The sequence below is a fragment of the Pseudoflavitalea rhizosphaerae genome, from assembly GCF_003991355.1.
GTDB lineage: Bacteria > Bacteroidota > Bacteroidia > Chitinophagales > Chitinophagaceae > Pseudobacter > Pseudobacter rhizosphaerae.
This window is the reverse complement of record NZ_RCSU01000018.1, coordinates 27,751-46,050: the sequence shown is the minus strand read 5'-3', so window position 1 is coordinate 46,050 and position 18,300 is coordinate 27,751. Positions and strand designations below refer to the sequence as shown.

Annotated in this window: 15 protein-coding genes; 9 read left to right on the top strand and 6 right to left on the bottom strand. The window is 48.8% G+C overall.

All coding sequences use genetic code 11. The annotated features are described in order from the left end of the window. Positions 1–63 precede the first annotated feature (63 nt). Entirely contained in the window at positions 64–1,197 is a 1,134-nt protein-coding gene (locus tag D9Y29_RS23795) for an efflux RND transporter periplasmic adaptor subunit (protein ID WP_127132745.1), read from the bottom strand. A 40-nt stretch (positions 1,198–1,237) separates the two neighbouring features. Continuing rightward, entirely contained in the window at positions 1,238–2,581 is a 1,344-nt protein-coding gene (locus tag D9Y29_RS23790; protein ID WP_127132744.1) for a TolC family protein, read from the bottom strand. Between the two features lie 339 nt (positions 2,582–2,920). Between D9Y29_RS23790 and D9Y29_RS23785 the strand changes: the two genes are divergently transcribed. The 5 genes from D9Y29_RS23785 (at position 2,921) to D9Y29_RS23765 (ending at position 12,545) form a co-directional block, all read left to right on the top strand. Then, entirely contained in the window at positions 2,921–3,229 is a 309-nt protein-coding gene (locus tag D9Y29_RS23785; RefSeq protein ID WP_127132743.1) for a DUF6660 family protein, read from the top strand. A gap of 100 nt (positions 3,230–3,329) precedes the next feature. Further along, positions 3,330–7,697, top strand: coding sequence for a CusA/CzcA family heavy metal efflux RND transporter (locus D9Y29_RS23780; protein ID WP_127132742.1), 4,368 nt, complete (start codon positions 3,330–3,332; stop codon positions 7,695–7,697). 8 nt (positions 7,698–7,705) lie between these two features. Continuing rightward, complete coding sequence (locus tag D9Y29_RS23775; RefSeq protein WP_127132741.1) at positions 7,706–8,953, top strand: efflux RND transporter periplasmic adaptor subunit; 1,248 nt, start codon at positions 7,706–7,708, stop codon at positions 8,951–8,953. An 87-nt stretch (positions 8,954–9,040) separates the two neighbouring features. Beyond that, entirely contained in the window at positions 9,041–9,484 is a 444-nt protein-coding gene (locus D9Y29_RS23770; RefSeq protein ID WP_127132740.1) for a nuclear transport factor 2 family protein, read from the top strand. Between the two features lie 247 nt (positions 9,485–9,731). Beyond that, positions 9,732–12,545 (top strand): outer membrane beta-barrel protein, encoded by a 2,814-nt coding sequence (locus D9Y29_RS23765; protein ID WP_127132739.1) that lies wholly within the window; start codon positions 9,732–9,734, stop codon positions 12,543–12,545. A 110-nt stretch (positions 12,546–12,655) separates the two neighbouring features. Here D9Y29_RS23765 and D9Y29_RS23760 read toward each other — a convergent pair whose 3' ends face one another. Both D9Y29_RS23760 and D9Y29_RS26585 read right to left on the bottom strand, forming a co-directional pair. Next, positions 12,656–12,928 carry a hypothetical protein gene (locus D9Y29_RS23760; protein WP_127132738.1) on the bottom strand — a complete coding sequence of 91 codons (273 nt, stop codon included), beginning with the start codon at positions 12,926–12,928 and terminating at the stop codon, positions 12,656–12,658. 11 nt (positions 12,929–12,939) lie between these two features. Then, the gene (locus D9Y29_RS26585; protein WP_164735528.1) at positions 12,940–13,086 is read right to left on the bottom strand and encodes a hypothetical protein; all 147 of its coding nucleotides are present in this window, start codon (positions 13,084–13,086) and stop codon (positions 12,940–12,942) included. Between the two features lie 120 nt (positions 13,087–13,206). Here D9Y29_RS26585 and D9Y29_RS23755 point away from each other — a divergent pair, with 120 nt between their 5' ends. Next, a complete protein-coding gene (locus D9Y29_RS23755) occupies positions 13,207–13,425 on the top strand; it encodes a hypothetical protein (protein ID WP_127132737.1) in 219 nt (72 codons plus the stop codon). A 224-nt stretch (positions 13,426–13,649) separates the two neighbouring features. Further along, entirely contained in the window at positions 13,650–13,898 is a 249-nt protein-coding gene (locus D9Y29_RS23750; RefSeq protein ID WP_127132736.1) for a helix-turn-helix domain-containing protein, read from the top strand. Positions 13,899–13,944: 46 nt separating this feature from the next. On the opposite strand, the gene D9Y29_RS23745 is transcribed toward D9Y29_RS23750, so the two are convergent. Then, on the bottom strand, positions 13,945–15,384 hold the full coding sequence (locus D9Y29_RS23745) for an aminotransferase-like domain-containing protein (RefSeq protein ID WP_127132735.1): 1,440 nt from the start codon (positions 15,382–15,384) through the stop codon (positions 13,945–13,947). An 83-nt stretch (positions 15,385–15,467) separates the two neighbouring features. Then, positions 15,468–16,160: a ribose-5-phosphate isomerase RpiA gene (rpiA, locus tag D9Y29_RS23740; protein ID WP_127132734.1), complete on the bottom strand. Its 693-nt coding sequence runs from the start codon at positions 16,158–16,160 to the stop codon at positions 15,468–15,470. Positions 16,161–16,238: 78 nt separating this feature from the next. Between rpiA and D9Y29_RS23735 the strand changes: the two genes are divergently transcribed. Then, the gene (locus D9Y29_RS23735; protein ID WP_127132733.1) at positions 16,239–17,660 is read left to right on the top strand and encodes a chloride channel protein; all 1,422 of its coding nucleotides are present in this window, start codon (positions 16,239–16,241) and stop codon (positions 17,658–17,660) included. 10 nt (positions 17,661–17,670) lie between these two features. Beyond that, complete coding sequence (locus tag D9Y29_RS23730) at positions 17,671–18,051, top strand: group III truncated hemoglobin (RefSeq protein ID WP_127132732.1); 381 nt, start codon at positions 17,671–17,673, stop codon at positions 18,049–18,051. The last annotated feature ends 249 nt before the right edge of the window (positions 18,052–18,300 follow it).

Sequence of the window (18,300 nt, the reverse complement as noted above, 5' to 3'; positions counted from 1 at the left end):
ATTTTTCCTGGACCATAACGAGGTTGATCACATTCATGGCCCTTGTTTCCAATTGACGATTCTTTATGGTTTCTTCTGCGCTGTGGTATCTTTTTGTACCTGGATCTGAGAGCCTTCGCGCAGGTTCTGAACGCCCTGAACTACGATCACATCTCCTGGTTTCAGACCTTCTTTCACAATGATGTTGGGGCCGATGGTCTGGCCTGTTAGCACTTTGGTCTGGCTCACTTTGTCTCCGTTCACTACGTATACGAAGAACTCGCCGAGCTGCTCGGTGATGGCTTTATTCGGGATCACCACTGCGTCGGCGCTGGTGCGGTGTACGCGCAAAGTGCCGCTCATACCGGGTTTCAGCATATCTTTTGCATTGGGGAAAACGATCCTTACTTTGATAGACCCTGTTTGCGGATCAACTGCACGGTCAATCAGGCTGATCTTTCCGGCAAATGGATAGATATCATCGCCAAACTGCAGTTTGAAAGTGGAGTCACCGGCTTTGGCGCCTGCCTGCTGCATTTTGGTGAACTGGTAGATCTCACGCTGGTCAACTGGAATATCAACGGCAATGGGATCGTTGGATGAAATGGTATTGAGAATGGTTTGACCAGCATATACGGGCGTTCCCACTTTCACCTGGCTGATACCGATAGTACCGCTGAAAGGTGCAGTGAGTGTGGTATACCTTACATTGGTCTGCACCGCACGTACATTGGCGCGGGCTGCTTCCACTGTTTTCTGCGCAGCGGCCAGTGCAGCTTCTGCATTGTCTACTACTTGCTTCGCGATGGCATCATGCTTGTCGAGCTCACGATAGCGTGCTGCATCTTTCTCTGCTTTCACCAGGTTGGCTTCCTGCACGGCGAGATTGGCCTGCGCCTGGTTATACGTTGCTTCATAAGCCTGCTGGTCGATGGTATAGAGTTTCTGTCCTTTGCTTATGCGGGCCCCATCTTTGAAGAAGATGCCGGTAACGTAGCCGTTCACCTGCGGACGGATCTCTGATTGTTCCAGTGCAGTTACCGTTGCGGGGTAAAGGTCTGCATAGCTGGCATTGGAAGCTTCTACCTGGAATGTGGTTACAGGTACGGCCTGTGCCTGTGGCATGCCACCCTGTTGTTGCTGGTTCTTACCGCCACATGCGGCTAAAATTACCAGCGCTCCGATTCCTGTGTATTGCTGAATTTGTCGGATCAACATATAGAAAAGTGTGTGTTTGTGTTTGTATGGTTGTATCGTCTTAGTAATTGATCTGTCCTGATGCGCGTTGTACATCTATTTTGGCAGACAGCAACTGGTACAATGCATTGTAATAGTTGATGCGTGCTGTTCTGAGATCGGTTTCGGCAGTGATCACTTCCAGGTAGGTTTTCACACCGCTCCTGTATTGAAGATTGATCACATCGTATACTTCCTGCGCCAGGTCGAGGTTCTCTTTCAATGCGAGATAAGAAGCAAGGTTGGCTTTATAGGAAGCCAGCGCCTGCGAATATTCTGCATTGATATTGTTCCTCAGGTCTGTCATGTCTGCTTCCAGCAGGTCCAGCTGCAATTCCGCATTGCGGATATTCTGGATCCTTTTTCCACCCTGGAAGAGCGGCACCGTTACGCTGAGGTTCACAAACGACTGGGGATAGTTAGTGTTATAGAGTTTGCTGAACTGATCATTCTGGTAATTGAAATTGTAAGCGCCATTGGCGGATACATTCGGGATGAAGCTCCACTTGTTGTATTTGAGATTGGCTTGTTGCAGTTTGTATTGAGTTTCCAGTAACTGGTATTCGATACGGCTTGCATAATTGGTGGCCTGTAAGGTGTCCAGCACAATCTGGCTTTCCATCTGGAGGGTATCATATTTAATTTCCAGTGGAGCGTTCACGGGATATCCCATCAGGGCCTTCAGGTATTCGATCTTTGCTTTCAGTAATTCTTCATTGGATTTGAGAAGTGCTTTTGCATTGTTGAGCGCGATGGTGGCGCGCTTGTAATCCGTTTTATCGGTTATGCCTGCCTGATATTGATAGGTAGCGTCCCTGAGACTTCTTTCCAGCCGTCCAATATCTTCACTGGTGGTTTTGATCTGTTGTTTGGTAGTGAGCACATCGTAGAAGGCTTTGGAAACATTGGCTGCTACGTCTATTTTGGTGGCTCCTGTGTTCTGCCTGGCATATCTCCGCACATCACCGGCAGTCTGGCTGGCCAGGAGTGCATCCCTGTTGAAGATATTTTGTGTAGCGGTTAGCTGGATGGCGGAGACATTGTCTACCCCCAGTTTAACAGGATTACCGCCGATCACTGCCGTTTGTACCTTGAAGTTATGTTGAAGGTTATAGGCAGCATTCAGTTGCGGATACCAGTCGGCCAGTTTGCCCTTGATAGTAGTTTCCGTTACAGCCTCATTGATGAGCGCTTTCTGAATGGCGGGTTGATTTTTGATGGCATAGCGCACTACATTTTCGAGTGTAGCTTCCGTTAAGGTACTGTCGTCCAGGGTTTCCTGGGCCTGCAGCCATTGTGGTAAGACAAGAAAAGACAGAATGATAACTTTCCATTTGTGTTGAGCCAGGGCATTCAACTTGTTCATAAAGCGCATTTATCTATTACGTAAACAATGAAAGATTGGGCATCGCTGCTTCGGTTGGGGAGGGCCGATAAGCGATCATTCGCAGGTAGCTTCAGGTCAATCAGGGGGTTATATGCCAGCAAAGGTATTGAAGTCAAAACATCTTGCACATTTTTTCTGGATTACCGGTAAACTCCTGTGCGAGTTTGTGCTTCACTAACCCGTTCGTGAACCTGAATCACCTGCTAAACAGGGAAAACCCGGCGTTTGTTCAAAGAAATTTCGGGATTTGCAACAGCATGTATATTTTAGTAGAGTGGCTGTAATGAAAATGCCACCCGTTCCAATTACATTTGCCATATGCGCCTGATCGGATATATCGTTGCTGTTTTGGTGGTCCTGCTGGGATTTGTTCCCTGCGCGGATACCGTCAATACTGATACAGCCCGGTCAAATGCAATAGTGCAGTCTGATGAGCATGAACATGATCATGGAGAGTATTGCTCCCCGTTCTGTCACTGTTCCTGCTGTACCACTATCTCTATTCCACACCAGGTGCAGGAGATCATTCTCGCTGTAGAATCTTTCAGCCATCCTAACGCCAGCCCCTACACGGCGTCCGTGCTGGAAGTTTCCATCCCTGTCTGGCAGCCTCCCCAATTGGTTTAATCCCGTTTTATTTGAAGCTACTGTTTCATGTGGCCAGCATCGTTACGGCATGTTGGACGCCTGATTATTTATTTTCTTTCTATCCACTGACAATTAATTTATGCTAAACCGCATTATACAGTTCTCTATCAGCAATAAGCTGATTGTTGCCCTATTTACATTGATGCTGGTGGGCTGGGGAATTTTTTCCTTTACCAGACTACCGATAGATGCCGTACCGGATATCACCAATAACCAGGTTCAGGTGATCACTGTATCGCCATCGAATGGAGCTGAAGACATCGAGCGCTTCGTTACTTTTCCTGTTGAACAAACGATGGCCACAATTCCCGGTATCGAGGAGATCAGGTCTTTTTCCCGCTTCGGGCTGAGCGTGGTGACCATCGTTTTCAAAGAAGATATAGATGTTTATTGGGCACGCCAGCAGGTGAACGAAAGACTAACAAGTGTTAATGATAAGATCCCGGCCGGTATGGGCATGCCGGAACTGGCGCCGCTCACTACAGGGCTCGGTGAGATCTTCCAATACGTGGTCCATACCAAAAAAGGATATGGGGATAAATACTCTGCCATGGACCTGCGCACTATCCAGGACTGGATCGTACGCAGGCAGATGCTTGGCGTGGAAGGCGTGGCCGATGTGGCCAGCTTCGGAGGTTATCTCAAACAATACGAAGTAGCCCTCAACCCGGAAAAATTGCGCAGCATGAATATCAGCATCGCTGAGGTTTTTGATGCACTCGCAAAGAACAATCAGAATACCGGGGGCGCTTATATCGATAAAAATCCCAATGCCTGGTTCGTACGCAGTGTCGGATTGATCGGCAGTATGGAAGACATTGGCAATATTGTTGTGAAGAATACTGCCGGTAACGTGCCTGTGCTCATCCGTAATGTAGGCACCGTTCAGATCGGTTCGGCTATCCGTTACGGTGCGATGACGCGGAATAATGAAGGAGAAGTCACAGGCGCCATCGTAATGATGCTCAAAGGCGAGAACTCTTCTGCCGTGATCAAACGCGTGAAAGAAAGAATGGCGCAGATTGAGAAAACACTGCCCGAAGGCGTGGTGATAGAACCATTCCTCGACAGGACCAAACTCGTGAACAGCGCTATCAAAACCGTTTCCACCAATCTTATCGAAGGAGCATTGATCGTGATCTTTGTACTGGTGGTCCTGCTCGGCAACTTACGGGGAGGGTTGATCGTAGCATCCGTGATCCCGCTGGCCATGCTCTTTGCCGTTTCTATGATGAATCTTTTTGGTGTAAGCGGCAACCTGATGAGCCTCGGCGCCATCGATTTCGGATTGATCGTGGATGGAGCTGTGATCATTGTGGAAGCTACCATCCACCAGTTGGGATTGAGTAACCGACGGCAGCTGAACCAGCAGGAGATGGATGTTGAAGTGGGTGGCGCCGCCAAAAAAATGATGAATGCTGCCGCATTCGGGCAGATCATCATCCTCATCGTTTACTTACCGATCTTATCGCTCACGGGCATCGAAGGCAAAATGTTCCGCCCCATGGCGCAGACCGTGAGTTTCGCCATTGTGGGAGCGCTGATCTTATCACTTACCTATGTTCCGATGATGAGCGCGCTCTTCCTCAGCAAGAAGATTTCTCACAAAAGGAATATTTCAGACCGCATTATCGGCGGACTGCAGCGTATATACGAGCCCGTATTACGTACCATGCTCCGCGCGAGGGCCATGGTGATCGGCGCAGCGCTGGTTTTACTGGCCGGCAGTCTCTGGCTCTTCTCCACCATGGGATCGGAATTCATTCCAACGCTGGGTGAAGGCGACTTTGCCGTTGAGACCCGTGTGCTCACGGGCAGCAGCCTCAGTAAAACAGTGGAAGCCACCAACAGGTCGGCAGAAGTGCTGATGAAAAAATTCCCTGAAGTGTTAGAGGTGGTGGGAAAGATCGGGTCCAGCGAGATCCCTACAGACCCCATGCCTGTTGAGCTCTGCGATATGATCATCGTATTGAAAGATAAAAAGGAATGGACCACGGCTGATTCCCGCGAAGAGCTCGCGGAAAAGATGCAGGCCGAACTCGAGAAACATATTCCCGGCGTTACTTACGGTTTCCAGCAACCGATCCAGATGCGTTTCAATGAACTGATGTCAGGCGCACGCCAGGATGTGGTGGTGAAAATATTCGGTGAAGACCTTACGCAATTGTCCGATTATGCAAACAGGGTGGGGGCTATCGCCCGGACCATCGAAGGTGCTGTGGACGTGTACGTGGAGCAGGCCACCGGGCTGCCGCAGGTGATAGTGAAATTCAAACGCGATAAGATCGCGCAGTTCGGGCTGGACATTGAAACGGTGAACCAGGTGATCCGCGCAGGTTTTGCGGGTGATGCAGCCGGACAGGTTTTCGAGAATGAACGTCGATTCGACCTGGTAGTGCGGCTAGATAAAAGCAATCGCCAGACAGTGGAAGACCTGCGCACCCTGTACGTAACAACGCCGAATGGCAACCAGGTGCCGCTGGAACAACTGGCTGAAGTGGAGATCCGCACAGGTCCCAACCAGATCCAGCGCGAAGATGCCCGCCGTCGTGTAATGGTGGGTTTCAACGTGCGGGGAAAAGATGTGGCATCAGTTGTAAAAGATATCCAGCAACGAATCGAACAAGAGATCAAATTCTCTCCAGGCTATTACGCAGCTTATGGCGGCACTTTCGAGAATCTCCAGGAAGCACGCGCCAGGCTGGCCATTGCCGTACCGGTGGCATTGCTGCTGATCCTGGTATTGCTTTATTTCGCTTTTGGTTCATTGAAATATGGATTGCTCATCTTCACAGCCATTCCGCTCTCCGCAATCGGCGGCATCATTGCACTCTGGATACGTGGCATGCCTTTCAGCATATCCGCGGGTGTGGGCTTTATCGCACTCTTTGGTGTGGCGGTATTGAATGGTATTGTGCTGATCGCAGAATTCAACAGGTTAAAAAAAGATGGTATGGAAAACCTGAAAGAGATCGTACTCACGGGAACGCGTACACGATTACGCCCGGTGATCATGACGGCCCTGGTGGCCAGCCTGGGTTTTATCCCGATGGCACTGTCCGGCGGCAGCGGTGCAGAAGTGCAGCGACCGCTGGCAACGGTGGTGATCGGTGGACTGGTAACAGCTACGCTGCTCACTTTGCTGGTATTACCCTGCCTGTATATCCTCTTTGAAAGAATGGGAGGGCCAGGTAAGAAGACGGGAACAGTAACGGCAGTGATCGCCCTGCTGATCTTTGGCCCGGTGATGGCTGCTAAAGCACAGCAACCTGCTTCACTCACATTACAACAAGCAGTTGATCTGGCCATCAAACAACATCCATCGATGCAATCATCCCAACTGATGATTGAAAAAGAAAGGATGCTGAGAGGGACCAGTACTGAACTTGGGAAGACCACGCTGGGCGCGCAATACGGACAGGCCAACTCTGTGAAATGGGATAGTCATTTTACTTTATCGCAGGATATTCCCAATCCCGGTCTTTTCGGGAAACAGAAGCAGCTGGCCGATGCGCGCATCAAAAGCAGTGAGCTGAACCTGGCCGTTACAAAACAGGAACTGGTATTGCAGGTAAAAACCGCCTGGTACCAGCTTGCCTGGCTTCAATCAGTGAAATACCTGTTGCAAAGACAGGATACGCTCTACCGGAATTTTCTCAAAGCGGCTGAAGTCCGCTACAGGACCGGCGAAACGAGAATGCTGGAACAAAGTACAGCCCAAACAAGACTGAACGAGAACAATAACCAAATGCAGCGCAACGAAGCCGATATCCGGATTGCGCAGACCAACCTGCAAAGGCTGCTCAATTCAAAAGATGAGATCAGTATCGCAACGGAAAATATCACCAGGCTGGATGGATCGGATATAACGCCAACGGCTACACTATCAGCAGATCACCCCCTGACTGCATACCTGCAACAGGAGATCAAAGTGAATGAGCAATCAATAAAAGTAGAAAAAGCGAAAGGCGGACCTGATTTCTCTGTAGGGTATTTCAACCAGTCGATTTACGGATTCCAGAATACTGATGGTACGGAAAAGTTTTACGATTTCGGCAAACGCTTTCATGGCGTACAGGCTTCCGTGAGCTTTCCGATCTTCAACAAGCCTTTTGCAAGCCGCGTTCGTGCAGCAAAGGTGGATCAGCAGATCGCAGAAAGTAATCTTGAACTGGCGCGCAACAATCTCAATGGTCAGTTCCACCAAGCCCTTCAGCAGTATGAGAAGGAAAAGAATAACCTGCAATACTATGAAGGCAGCGCACTGCCAAATGCTGAGCTGGTGCTCACGCAGGCGCAGCGCGCTTTCCAGGCCGGTGAGATCAGCTATGTGGAATATCTCCAGGCATTACAGACAGCCAGTGAGATCCGCATGAATTACCTGCAGGCGCTGCGGGATTACAATCTTGCCATCGTAACGCTTGAATACTTCCAACCCACTAAATAATTTGAACAATGACTTTCAATAAAAATACCATCAACCTTTTCAAAGCCGCGTCATTCGTAATGCTGCTGCTGGCCATGGAAGCCTGTGGCGACAATACCGCGAAAACTGCCGGCAAGGAAGCGGCGGAAAAATCAGACAGCACAAAGGAAGAGCATGAGCATGAACACGAAGAAGGCGGAGAGATAGAGCTCACACCCGATCAGGCCCGTGGCATCGGTATCGAAACCGGAACCGTTAGTGTACGCACACTAAGCGGCACTATCAAGGTGAACGGTACACTGGACGTTCCACCGCAGCAGATGCTCAGCGTGTCGGCCCCAATGGGTGGATTCCTTCGTTCCTCCGACTTGTTACAGGGAAAGCATGTGACCAAAGGACAGATCATTGCAACATTGGAAGATCCCGCGTACCTGCAATTGCAGCAGGATTACCTGGAAACGGTGAGCCAGCTGGACTTCCTGAAAACGGAGTATGAAAGACAGGAAGAACTGATGAAAGAAAATATCAATGCCCGGAAAACATATGAGCAGGCAAAGGCTAATTACCGGAGCACCGGAGCCAGGCTCGCCGGGCTGAAAGCCAAGCTACAGCTGGTGAAAATTGATATCGCCAGGCTGGAGAATGGACAGATCCAACCTACCATCAATGTATATGCGCCCATCTCCGGATATGTAACCGAAGTGAATGTGAATCTCGGCAAATACGTGAACCCTACCGATGTGATGTTCGAGATCGTTGATACGGAGCACCTGCATGCAGAGCTCACCGTGTTTGAAAGGGATGTTCCCAAACTGAAGATCGGGCAGAAAGTGCGTTTCATACTTGCCAATGAACTGAAAGAAAGAATGGCCACCGTTTACCTGATCGGCCGCGAGATCAGTGCAGACCGAACGGTGCGTATACATTGCCACCTGGACAAGGAAGACCGCGAATTGTTACCGGGCATGTATCTCACCGCATTCGTTGAAACAAAAAATGAACTTCAGCCATCCTTACCTGAAAATGCCATTGTGAACTATGAAGGAAAGAACTATATCTTCATCAGGGAAGAGGAAGAGCATGTAGATAAGGAAGGAGGCGCACCACACCAGCACTTTAAAGCCGTAGAGATCCAAACCGGCGTAGCCGAATTAGGTTATGTAGCCGTGATGTTGCCGCAGGGCATCGATATAAAAACAACACCCATCGTATTCAAAGGCGCATATGATCTGCTGAGCAAATGGAAGAACAGTGGCGAAGGCGGTCACGCACATTGATTCATTAATCGTTACTGCGCCGGAGTTGCCTGGTTATAAGCAATGATGTATTTTAGAAGTATCGTTCACCCAGGAATCGAAAACATTATGTACAAGAAATTCATCGCATTCTTATTCATCCTCACCATTTTTGTAAATGTGATCATGGCGCAATCGAAAGAAGAAAAAGCAGTGGCGGCTGCCGTGGAAACACTCCGCAAGGCAATGATCGATGGGAACAAACAGGCCCTTGAAGCTATCGCGGCCGATCAGTTGAGTTATGGGCATTCCAGCGGGAAGGTAGAGGACAAGAAAACTTTTGTTACCACGCTAACCAGCGGCAAATCTGACTTTGTGACCATCGACCTCAGCAATCAGACCATCTCGGTGAGCGGTGAAACCGCCATCGTTCGTCATAAACTTGATGCCACTACCAACGATAATGGGCAGCCTGGAACCGTTAGTCTATCGATTCTTACCGTTTGGCAAAAACAAAAAGGAAAGTGGGTGATGCTGGCGCGCCAGGCAGTAAAGCAGGCAGCATCAAAATAATAGCGAATATCCATCTGCGTTAGTGCTACCGGAGACCCCGGTTTCAGGATAAGTAAAAGCGGCGTAGGCAGGCTGAAATGGCCGGTCAACGCCGCTTTTCACATAAGAATTCATTCAACTTTAACAGCATCATGCTAAGCTTAATTGTTATAGATTTCTAAATTCGCGTTTTTATTGCTGGTTTTGCGGGAGGCATGCCGTCAAAAGCCCGTCATCCCCAATAAACCAAAACAATTATCCCGTAGCCATGACCCGAATTGTACTGCTCCTGCTTGCTTGTTGTATTGGATCCGCCCTCTATGCCCAGAAACCTGTTGGCGCTGTCAAAGGCAAAGTGCTGGATAAACAGAATAAACTGGTTTTGCCATCTGCAACGGCCACACTCCTGAACTCCATCGATTCCAGTATGATCGGTTTCACGGTCAGCAACAAGGAAGGCTTATTCGAAATAAAAAATATTCCCACAGGTGTTTACCTGCTCAATCTAACATTCACAGGATACAAGGACCTTTATAAACCCATTCGCTTCTCTGCAGACAAAGCATCATTGGATCTCGGCGATCTTTTCATGGAAACAGATACTTCCATGCTGGCAGCCGTGGTTGTGCGCGTGCCGCCTATCCAGATCAAGGGCGATACAACCGAATTCCGCGCAAGCGCCATCAAAACAAGGCCCAATGCCACAGTGGAAGACCTGCTGAAACGAATACCTGGAATGGAAGTGGACCGGGATGGCAATGTAACGGCGCAGGGAAAAGACATTCCAAAGATCTATGTAGATGGAAAGGAATTCTTTGGCAACGATCCTAAAATGGCTACACGCAACCTCACTGCCGATATGGTGGAAAGTGTACAACTGTACGATGATATGAGTGAGCAGGCCAAATTCAATAAGATAGATGATGGCAGCCGTCAGCGCACCATCAATATCAAACTGAAAAAAGACAGGCGCAAAGGCACTTTCGGAAGAGCTGCAGCAGGACTGGGTAATGAAGGACTGTATGAAGGCAGCTTCTTCCTTAACAGGTTCAATAATGATTTCCGTGTGTCTGTGGTGGGCAACGCTTCCAATACGAACCGGATGGGTATGGGTGGTATGATGAATATGGGGATGGGCGGCGGCCGTGGTGGCAGAGGTGGTATGGCCATCAGAGGCGGACGCGGTGGTGGCAGAGGCGGAGCCGGTAATACAGATATCTTCGGCGCCGGTGTGAACTTTTCCAATGAATGGGGAAAGAAATTATCGCTCCAGGGAAGTTATTCCGTGAATGGTTCACAATCGAAAACCAACAGTCAGCGTCAGCAGCAATCTTTCTTCGCCAATGACAGTTCCTCCGTGGAAAATTCTGCATCAAACTCAACATCGGATAATTTAAATCATAGCCTGAGCCTGCGGCTCGACTGGAAGATCGACAGCATGAGCAGTATCAATATGTCTTCCTCCGTGGGAATGCGAAGTTCAGGCAACAATAGTATGGACTCTTCCCGCACCAGGTCTGTAACCAAGTCGGAGGCTTATGATGCCATTTTCCGGAGGAGCAGCCGTGAGTCCAATTCGGATGGGCTGAATTTCAATAATAATATCACTTTCCGTCATCGCTTCAGGAAGAAAGGGAGAACGCTCAGTATCGGATGGCAGTCTTCCATGAACAATTCTGATATGAACGGGGCCAATGAAACACCTTATTATTTTCTGAAACCGAATGGGGATACTGCTTCGCTTACCCATCAGCGTCAGCGGAATTTCAATACCACCCGCAACTTCAACAACACTTTCAATACTTCCATCACGGAAGCGCTTACTGAGAAGCTCACCTGGGAAGTGAACTATGCTTATATCAATGAACACAATACCAGCGATGTGGATGTGATGGAGTTCAGGGATATTTCCAAAGACTACGATAGTGTGAACAAGAGCCAGACCAATTATTTCGAGAACAATAACCAGCACCATAAGTTTGGTACTAATCTCCGGTACACGCTGGCAAAAGGCGATCTGCAGATTGGTGGTACCATTCAATTTACCACCCTGGAAAATATGAGCCACCGGGAACTGTTCGGAAAAGACAGTCTCATGGTGCAGAAGTTCGTGAACCTGGCGCCCAATGCCAGTTACAATTATCAGATCGACCGGCAGAGCTCGCTTCGATTCGGCTACAGGGGTAATACGAGAACACCTAATATTTCGCAATTGCAGGACGTGCGCGATGAAAGTAACCTGCTTTATATCCGTGAAGGTAATCCCAACCTGAAGCAGGAATTCAGTCATGATCTCAACCTGAGCTTCAACAGGATGAACCCTAATAATTTCATGTATTACAGTATCGATGCCTCTGCTGGTTTTACCCGCAACAAGATCGTGAACAGTATCCGTTTGCTGGAAGGTGGCAAGCAACTGAGCCGTCCGGAGAATATCAATGGTGGATACCAGGCCAATTTGGGCGCCAACTTCTCTATCCCATTGAAGAAAACTGTAAGTGGAAAGAGCAGTCCGCTGAGCCTGCAGTCCAATTCACGCCTGACTTATACCAGAGATGTAAACCTTTTGAACGGCGATATCAATTTCAACAATAACCGCTCTGCCTCACAGAGCCTGACCCTGAGCTACTGGAACGATCTTTTCGACCTGGGCACTTCAGGCAGGTTTACGTATAATGATGCCAGTTTCAATGTACAGCAGGCTACACGCAACAGGTACTTCACACAGAACTACAGCGTAGACTTCAGTTGCAATTTCTTCAAAGACCTCAGGCTGGAAACCAGTTTCGATTATTCCATCAATTCAGGAAGAAGCGATGGCTTCAACCAGTCGATCCCGCTCTGGGATGCATCGCTTGCCTGGACATTCTTCAAAAAGAAAAATGGGGAGCTGAAGGTGTCCGTTGTTGATATCCTGAATCAGAACAGCAATGTTGACCGTACTGTGAACGATAACTATATCGTTGATAGCTATACGCAGATCCTCAGAAGGTATTTCATGGTCAGCTTCATGTATGGCTTCAACAAATTCGGTGGCCGCAAAAGCGGTAGCCAGAAAGCTCAGCGTTTGGGGATAGGGTAAGATGTAATTTTCAGAAAAAAATATTCCCTGCAGGAATACAGGGAACGTACAAATCAGAGGCACTTAACTGACATTAAACCTTATCCTTAATGAAAGCATTGAGCGCAGGACTAACCGGTCCCGGGCTTTTTATTTTTAGCAGGGGCAGTTGGGTTGGGTGCTGGTGTTTGTTGATGTACTGTATACGCAGCATCTACAAGCAGCATAATGTTTTCATAGAGCAGGAATAAACTGCTTCTTTCCTTTCCATCATCATAGATGCTATGAGTGCGTGAGATGGCTGTTACCAGCCATTCCCAGAGCATATTCTTCACTTCATGTTGATGATAGCTGGTACAAAAATTTTTTATGACCTGATTCGGGTCTTCTGTTTTTTCATGCATATTGAACGGAATCATTTGTTTTGTAACGATGAAAGCCCGTTGGATAGCCACTCCGGCGAATCTGAAATGTCTTCAAGGCTGTTCATTAATTCTGCATATACGATCATGGCTAAAACTTTTTCTTCCGGGATATCCAGGTCGTTTACGGGTGTTTCCACAGAATTTGAAATTTTTTGTTGGGTTTTGATAAACTGAGTGCAGCGCCGGTACGTATTTAAGTACAGAAAAATTTTGACAGCCTCCCAATCTTTCACCCCTGAACGTTCACCCCATAACTGTTGGAGGCATTTTTCAGCGATCTGCCTGGAAGCATCCTCATTGTGCAGGAGCCTGTTTGCGAAAAAGCAGAGCGTTGGAAAGAAATGATAGTACAACATGCTCAGAATTCTCTGGTCCCCTTCCCTGAATCGCAGGAACAGCAATGCTGGGGCTGGCAGGAACGGAAAACCTGTCCAGGCAGGGATCTGGTCCATTATGGGAAAATTGTGGTGAAATAAATCGATTGACAATATTGCGTATGCGAAGACCGCAATGTCAATAAACATTACATCGTAACAGAAAAGATGGCTTGTACCTTGCGATATGTGGGAACGTGGAGATCGTGAAATCAGAACAAAGATATAAATAAAAATTTGGATTGCGGTTATATATTACCGCAAATATTTTTCAAAAAACATTCACCTTGTCTATGCTAAACGATCAAAGTAGTTCAATCAAGCCTATGAAAAAGAAAACTAAAACCAAAAAGGATTACACTAAACTGACGAATCAGTTTGGCGCACATCTGCAGAAGATCCGGCAAGATAAAGGGCTTAGCCTGCGCGAGGTGGCGCAGAACTGTGACCTGGACGACAGTAATATTTCCAAGATGGAGCATGGTCGGTTCAATGTACAGCTATCAACTATTTACGAACTGGCCAAAGGATTGAATCTCCATCCGGCCGATCTTCTGAAGTACGACTTCGAGTAATCATTTCCTTTCCCAACCCTTCCGTATAATTTATTGGTCCCGCGCTTCAGCTCATTTTCCTGACCAGGTTGCCCAGGGTCTTCAAGCCCTTGTCTACCTTGTCGTCCCACGGTTTGCCATAACCGATCCTCATGTAATGCGAGTAATTGGCGCTATTGGAAAAGATGCTACCGGGTGCGATGGAGATCTGGTGCTTCATCGCTTCGAGCCACAACTCATAGGTATTGATATGTTTGCTGAGCTCCACCCAAAGCACAAAGCCTCCCTGCGGGCGGGAGATCCGGGTTTCTTCCGGGAAATACTGCATGATGGCCTGTGTATAACGCAGGCACTGGGTATGCAATGCTTTCCGAAGGTTCTTCAGGTGATATTCATAGCGGCCGATCCCCAGGAAATGGGCCAGGGCCTGCTGCGTTATTGTGGCGCAACTGATGCTGTGCATCATTTTGATGGAGCTTACTTTGTCCATATACCTGCCAGGCAGTATCCATCCGGTCCTGTAACCCGGCGCCAGTGATTTGGAAAGAGAAGAACAGTAGAGAACGATCCCTTCCTTGTCAAAGTACTTGCAGGTGCGTGGCCGCTGCCTGCCGAAATACATCTCTCCATAAATATCATCCTCTATCAGTGGCACCTGGTGTTTGGTAAGCATCTGCACCAGTCTCTGTTTATGTTCATCGGGCATGCAACTGCCGGAAGGGTTGCTGAAATTGGGGACCAGCAAACAGGCAGCGATGGAATGCTTGCCGATGGCGCGTTCCAGCCCATCCAGGTCTATGCCGGTAACAGGGTCTGCCGGGATTTCTATCAATTTCAATCCAAGGCTTTCGATCACCTGGTAGATGCCGAAATAACTGGGACACTCAACCGCAATGGTATCACCTGCATGTGTAACCGATCTCAATGCCATTACCACTGCTTCCATGCAGCCGGATGTGATGATCACTTCATCAGGCTTCACTTTGCCTCCCCAGTTGAAACTCAATTTGGCGATTTGCTTGCGTAATTCCGGATTGCCCTGAGCGTGTTCGTATTGAAGGCATTGGTGGGGATCATTGCGGAGGGCATGAACAACGCTCTTGCTGAGACGTGCGGCCGGGAGGAGGTTCACGGAAGGCGATGCCAGTGCGAAATTCATGATGTCTTCCGCCGTCATGGTCTTGATCATCTGCATGATCATGTCCTGGTTGGTCACTTTCTCCACGGGCGTTACCACGGGGTCCATCTTCTTGGGCAGGTCTGCAAACCGGCGGGGATTGAAGCGGACATAGTATCCGGATTTAGGCCGGCTTTCGATCAGGCCCTTTCCTTCAAGGTGATAGTATGCCTGAAAGGCAGTGCCCATGCTGATCCCATGCTCTTTGCTGAGAACGCGCACTGAAGGAAGTTTGTCGCCAATGCGGAGTATATCGTCTCCGATCATCTTTTCAACACCTTCTGCAACCTGCAGGTAGAGGTGGTCTTCTCCCGGGAATTTTGACTTCATATAAAAATCTGATATAGTCAAAATTAACAAAATGGAAACTATTCAACAAACGGGATTTGCGGCAGAATGCAGGCTGGCCGCGCTCAGCCGGCGCTTTCGATCCATTCTGTTTGCCCATCGGGATAGCCGATCAGTGCTTTTCCCGCCATGCCGAGAAAGAGCCCGGTTTCTATCAAGCCGGGAATATCGTGCAGCGCCTGGTTGAGTGCATCGGGGTTTTCGATCGCGCCAAAGGAGATATCGATGATATAGTTGCCGTGGTCTGTCACGAAAGGGGCCCCATCTTTTTTCAATCTCAACTGCATAGGCTTACCGATCAGCTTTGCCAGTTGTATTTCCACCTGTTTCCAGTTGAAGATCATCACTTCTACCGGTAAAGGATAAGCGCCAAGCTGGCTTACCAGTTTGGTATGATCGGCTATCACAATGAATTCCTCTGCGGCAGCCGCCACCATTTTTTCCTGGAAGAGGGCGCCACCGCCTCCTTTGATAAGTTGCAGTTGCGGATCGATCTCATCAGCTCCATCGACGGCGAGCTGGATCTTTGCTGCATCATTGAGTTCGATGAGTGGGATATTGAATTGTGAGGCCAGTTCATTGCTTGCCTGTGAGGTAGACACGGCGCGGATCTCGAGACCACTCATCACTTTCTTTCCCAGCGCTCTGATCATCCATTCCATGGTGGTGCCGGTGCCGATACCGATGGTCATTCCGGATTGCACCAGTTCTGCGGCCTGAATGCCTACCAGTTCCTTGATTGCAGCGTTTGTGAGCATACCATAAAGTTAGCGGATATTTCAGTTATGCAGGATTCCGTACCTTGCCGGCCTTTCTCCCTTCCAAAAACTGTGACTATGATGAGACTTCTGACCGGAATTCGCAGACGGCTTAAACGGATGTTCGACAGGATCAGGAATGAAAAAGTGAAACAGAACGTTCTCCAGGCGATCCCTTTCTGGGTCGGCAGTTTGCTTACGGGCCTTATTGCAGTAGTGTATGCAATTCTTTTTTCCTATGCAGAAAAAGGAGCTGATTGGATGATGCACAAAGCAAGCTGGAGCCTTTTTATTGCCACGCCGGTCTGTTTCTTTCTGGCATGGTGGCTGGTGAAAAAGTATGCGCCGTTTGCAAGAGGCAGTGGTATTCCGCAGGTGATTGCAGCCATCGAGCTCAGTGCGCCAAAGGATGAAAAAAAGATCAACAAACTTCTTAACCTGAAAGTGATCTGGGTGAAAATTGCCAGCAGCCTGGTAATGGCTTTCGGTGGAGGTGTGGTGGGCAGGGAAGGGCCAACCATCCAGGTTGCCGGGTCGATATTCAGGACCATCAATCAATGGTTGCCGGCATGGTGGCCAAAGATCTCAAGAAGAAATATGATCATGACCGGCGCTGCAGCCGGACTGGCAGCCGCTTTCAATACACCGCTCGGTGGACTGGTATTCACGGTTGAGGAGCTTACCCGTACGCATATCAGTTATTTCCGGACGGCTCTTTTTACGGGCGTCATCCTGGCTGGTTTAACAGCCCAGGCATTGCTGGGGCCTTACCTGTATCTCGGGTATCCTGACGTAAGTCATTTGTCTGGTTGGATTTTTGCCGGAGTTTTGCTCACGGCGCTGATAGCTGGCCTTGCAGGCAGCGGCATGTGTAGAGTGATATTGAGAGTGATGAATATCGTGGGCAGGTGGAAACCCACCAGGAAGATCATTTACATTATCGCTTGTGCATTGACGATAGCTCTGATGAGTTTCATCTGGGGCAGTTCCATGGTAGGATCGGGAAAGGAAATAATGACGCAGACCCTTTTCACCAACGAAAAACACGTGGAATGGTATGTGCCCATTTTTCGTATGCTGGGCTCACTCCTGAGTTTCACAACGGGAGCTGCGGGTGGTGTATTTGCACCTGCGCTTGCTGCCGGGGCCAGCGTGGGATCGGTACTGAGCGGGTGGCTGCACTGCACACCTGCCGATGCCAATATCCTCATCCTGGCAGGCATGGTGGCCTTCCTGACCGGCGTCACCAGAACGCCATTCACATCGGCCATCCTTGTACTGGAAATGACGGACCGGCACAACGTGATCTTTCATCTCATGCTGGCCGGCATGATTGCATACCTGGTTTCGATGCTGATAGATAAACGTTCTTTCTATGATCACCTGAAGCATCGCTTCGTTCATGAAGTTGCACTGGAGCCAGAGCTGCAACCGCAGCCTGAAATGCCGCCTGCAGACCCTTCATCAGCAACCAGCGCCAATAAACCGGATAATCATTAACGTTAGTGAAATGGGAAAGCAAGAAATTACTGATCATAACTCCATCGTATTGCTGGTAGATTCCTTCTATGCAAAGGCCCGGAAAGACGAACTGATCGGGCCGATCTTCAATGAAGTGATTGGCGATCACTGGGACGAGCATCTTCCCACCATGTACAAATTCTGGGGCGATATCCTGCTGAACAAAAATGAATATGAAGGCAACCCCATGTTCGTTCACAAACAGTTGAATGCTCGCATCCCGTTGCAGCCACTGCATTTTGAAAGATGGAAAAAATTGTTTGTGGAAACTGTCCGTGAACTGTTTGAAGGAGATAAAGCAGAATTGGCTGAACAGCGCGCTGTGTCAATAGCAACAGTGATGCAGTTGAAGATATCCGGGTACCATTAAGCTCTGTTACCGGCAAAGGATGTGCAACGGAGGCTATGAAACGAACCATCGCAGTTGTGCAATGAATGAACTGTTGGTTGGTTTGATTGGGCAATGGCGCAGGACCGGGCTTTTTCGCTTACGTTTCAAAGGCCCCTTATGCACAATCCTTTGCCTCAGCACGATGCTATGGCGGGATTGTGATGCAACCTGCAATTCACAAGCATTGAAATAAACTGCTGCACATTCATGTTCTCATGCCGGGAGCGG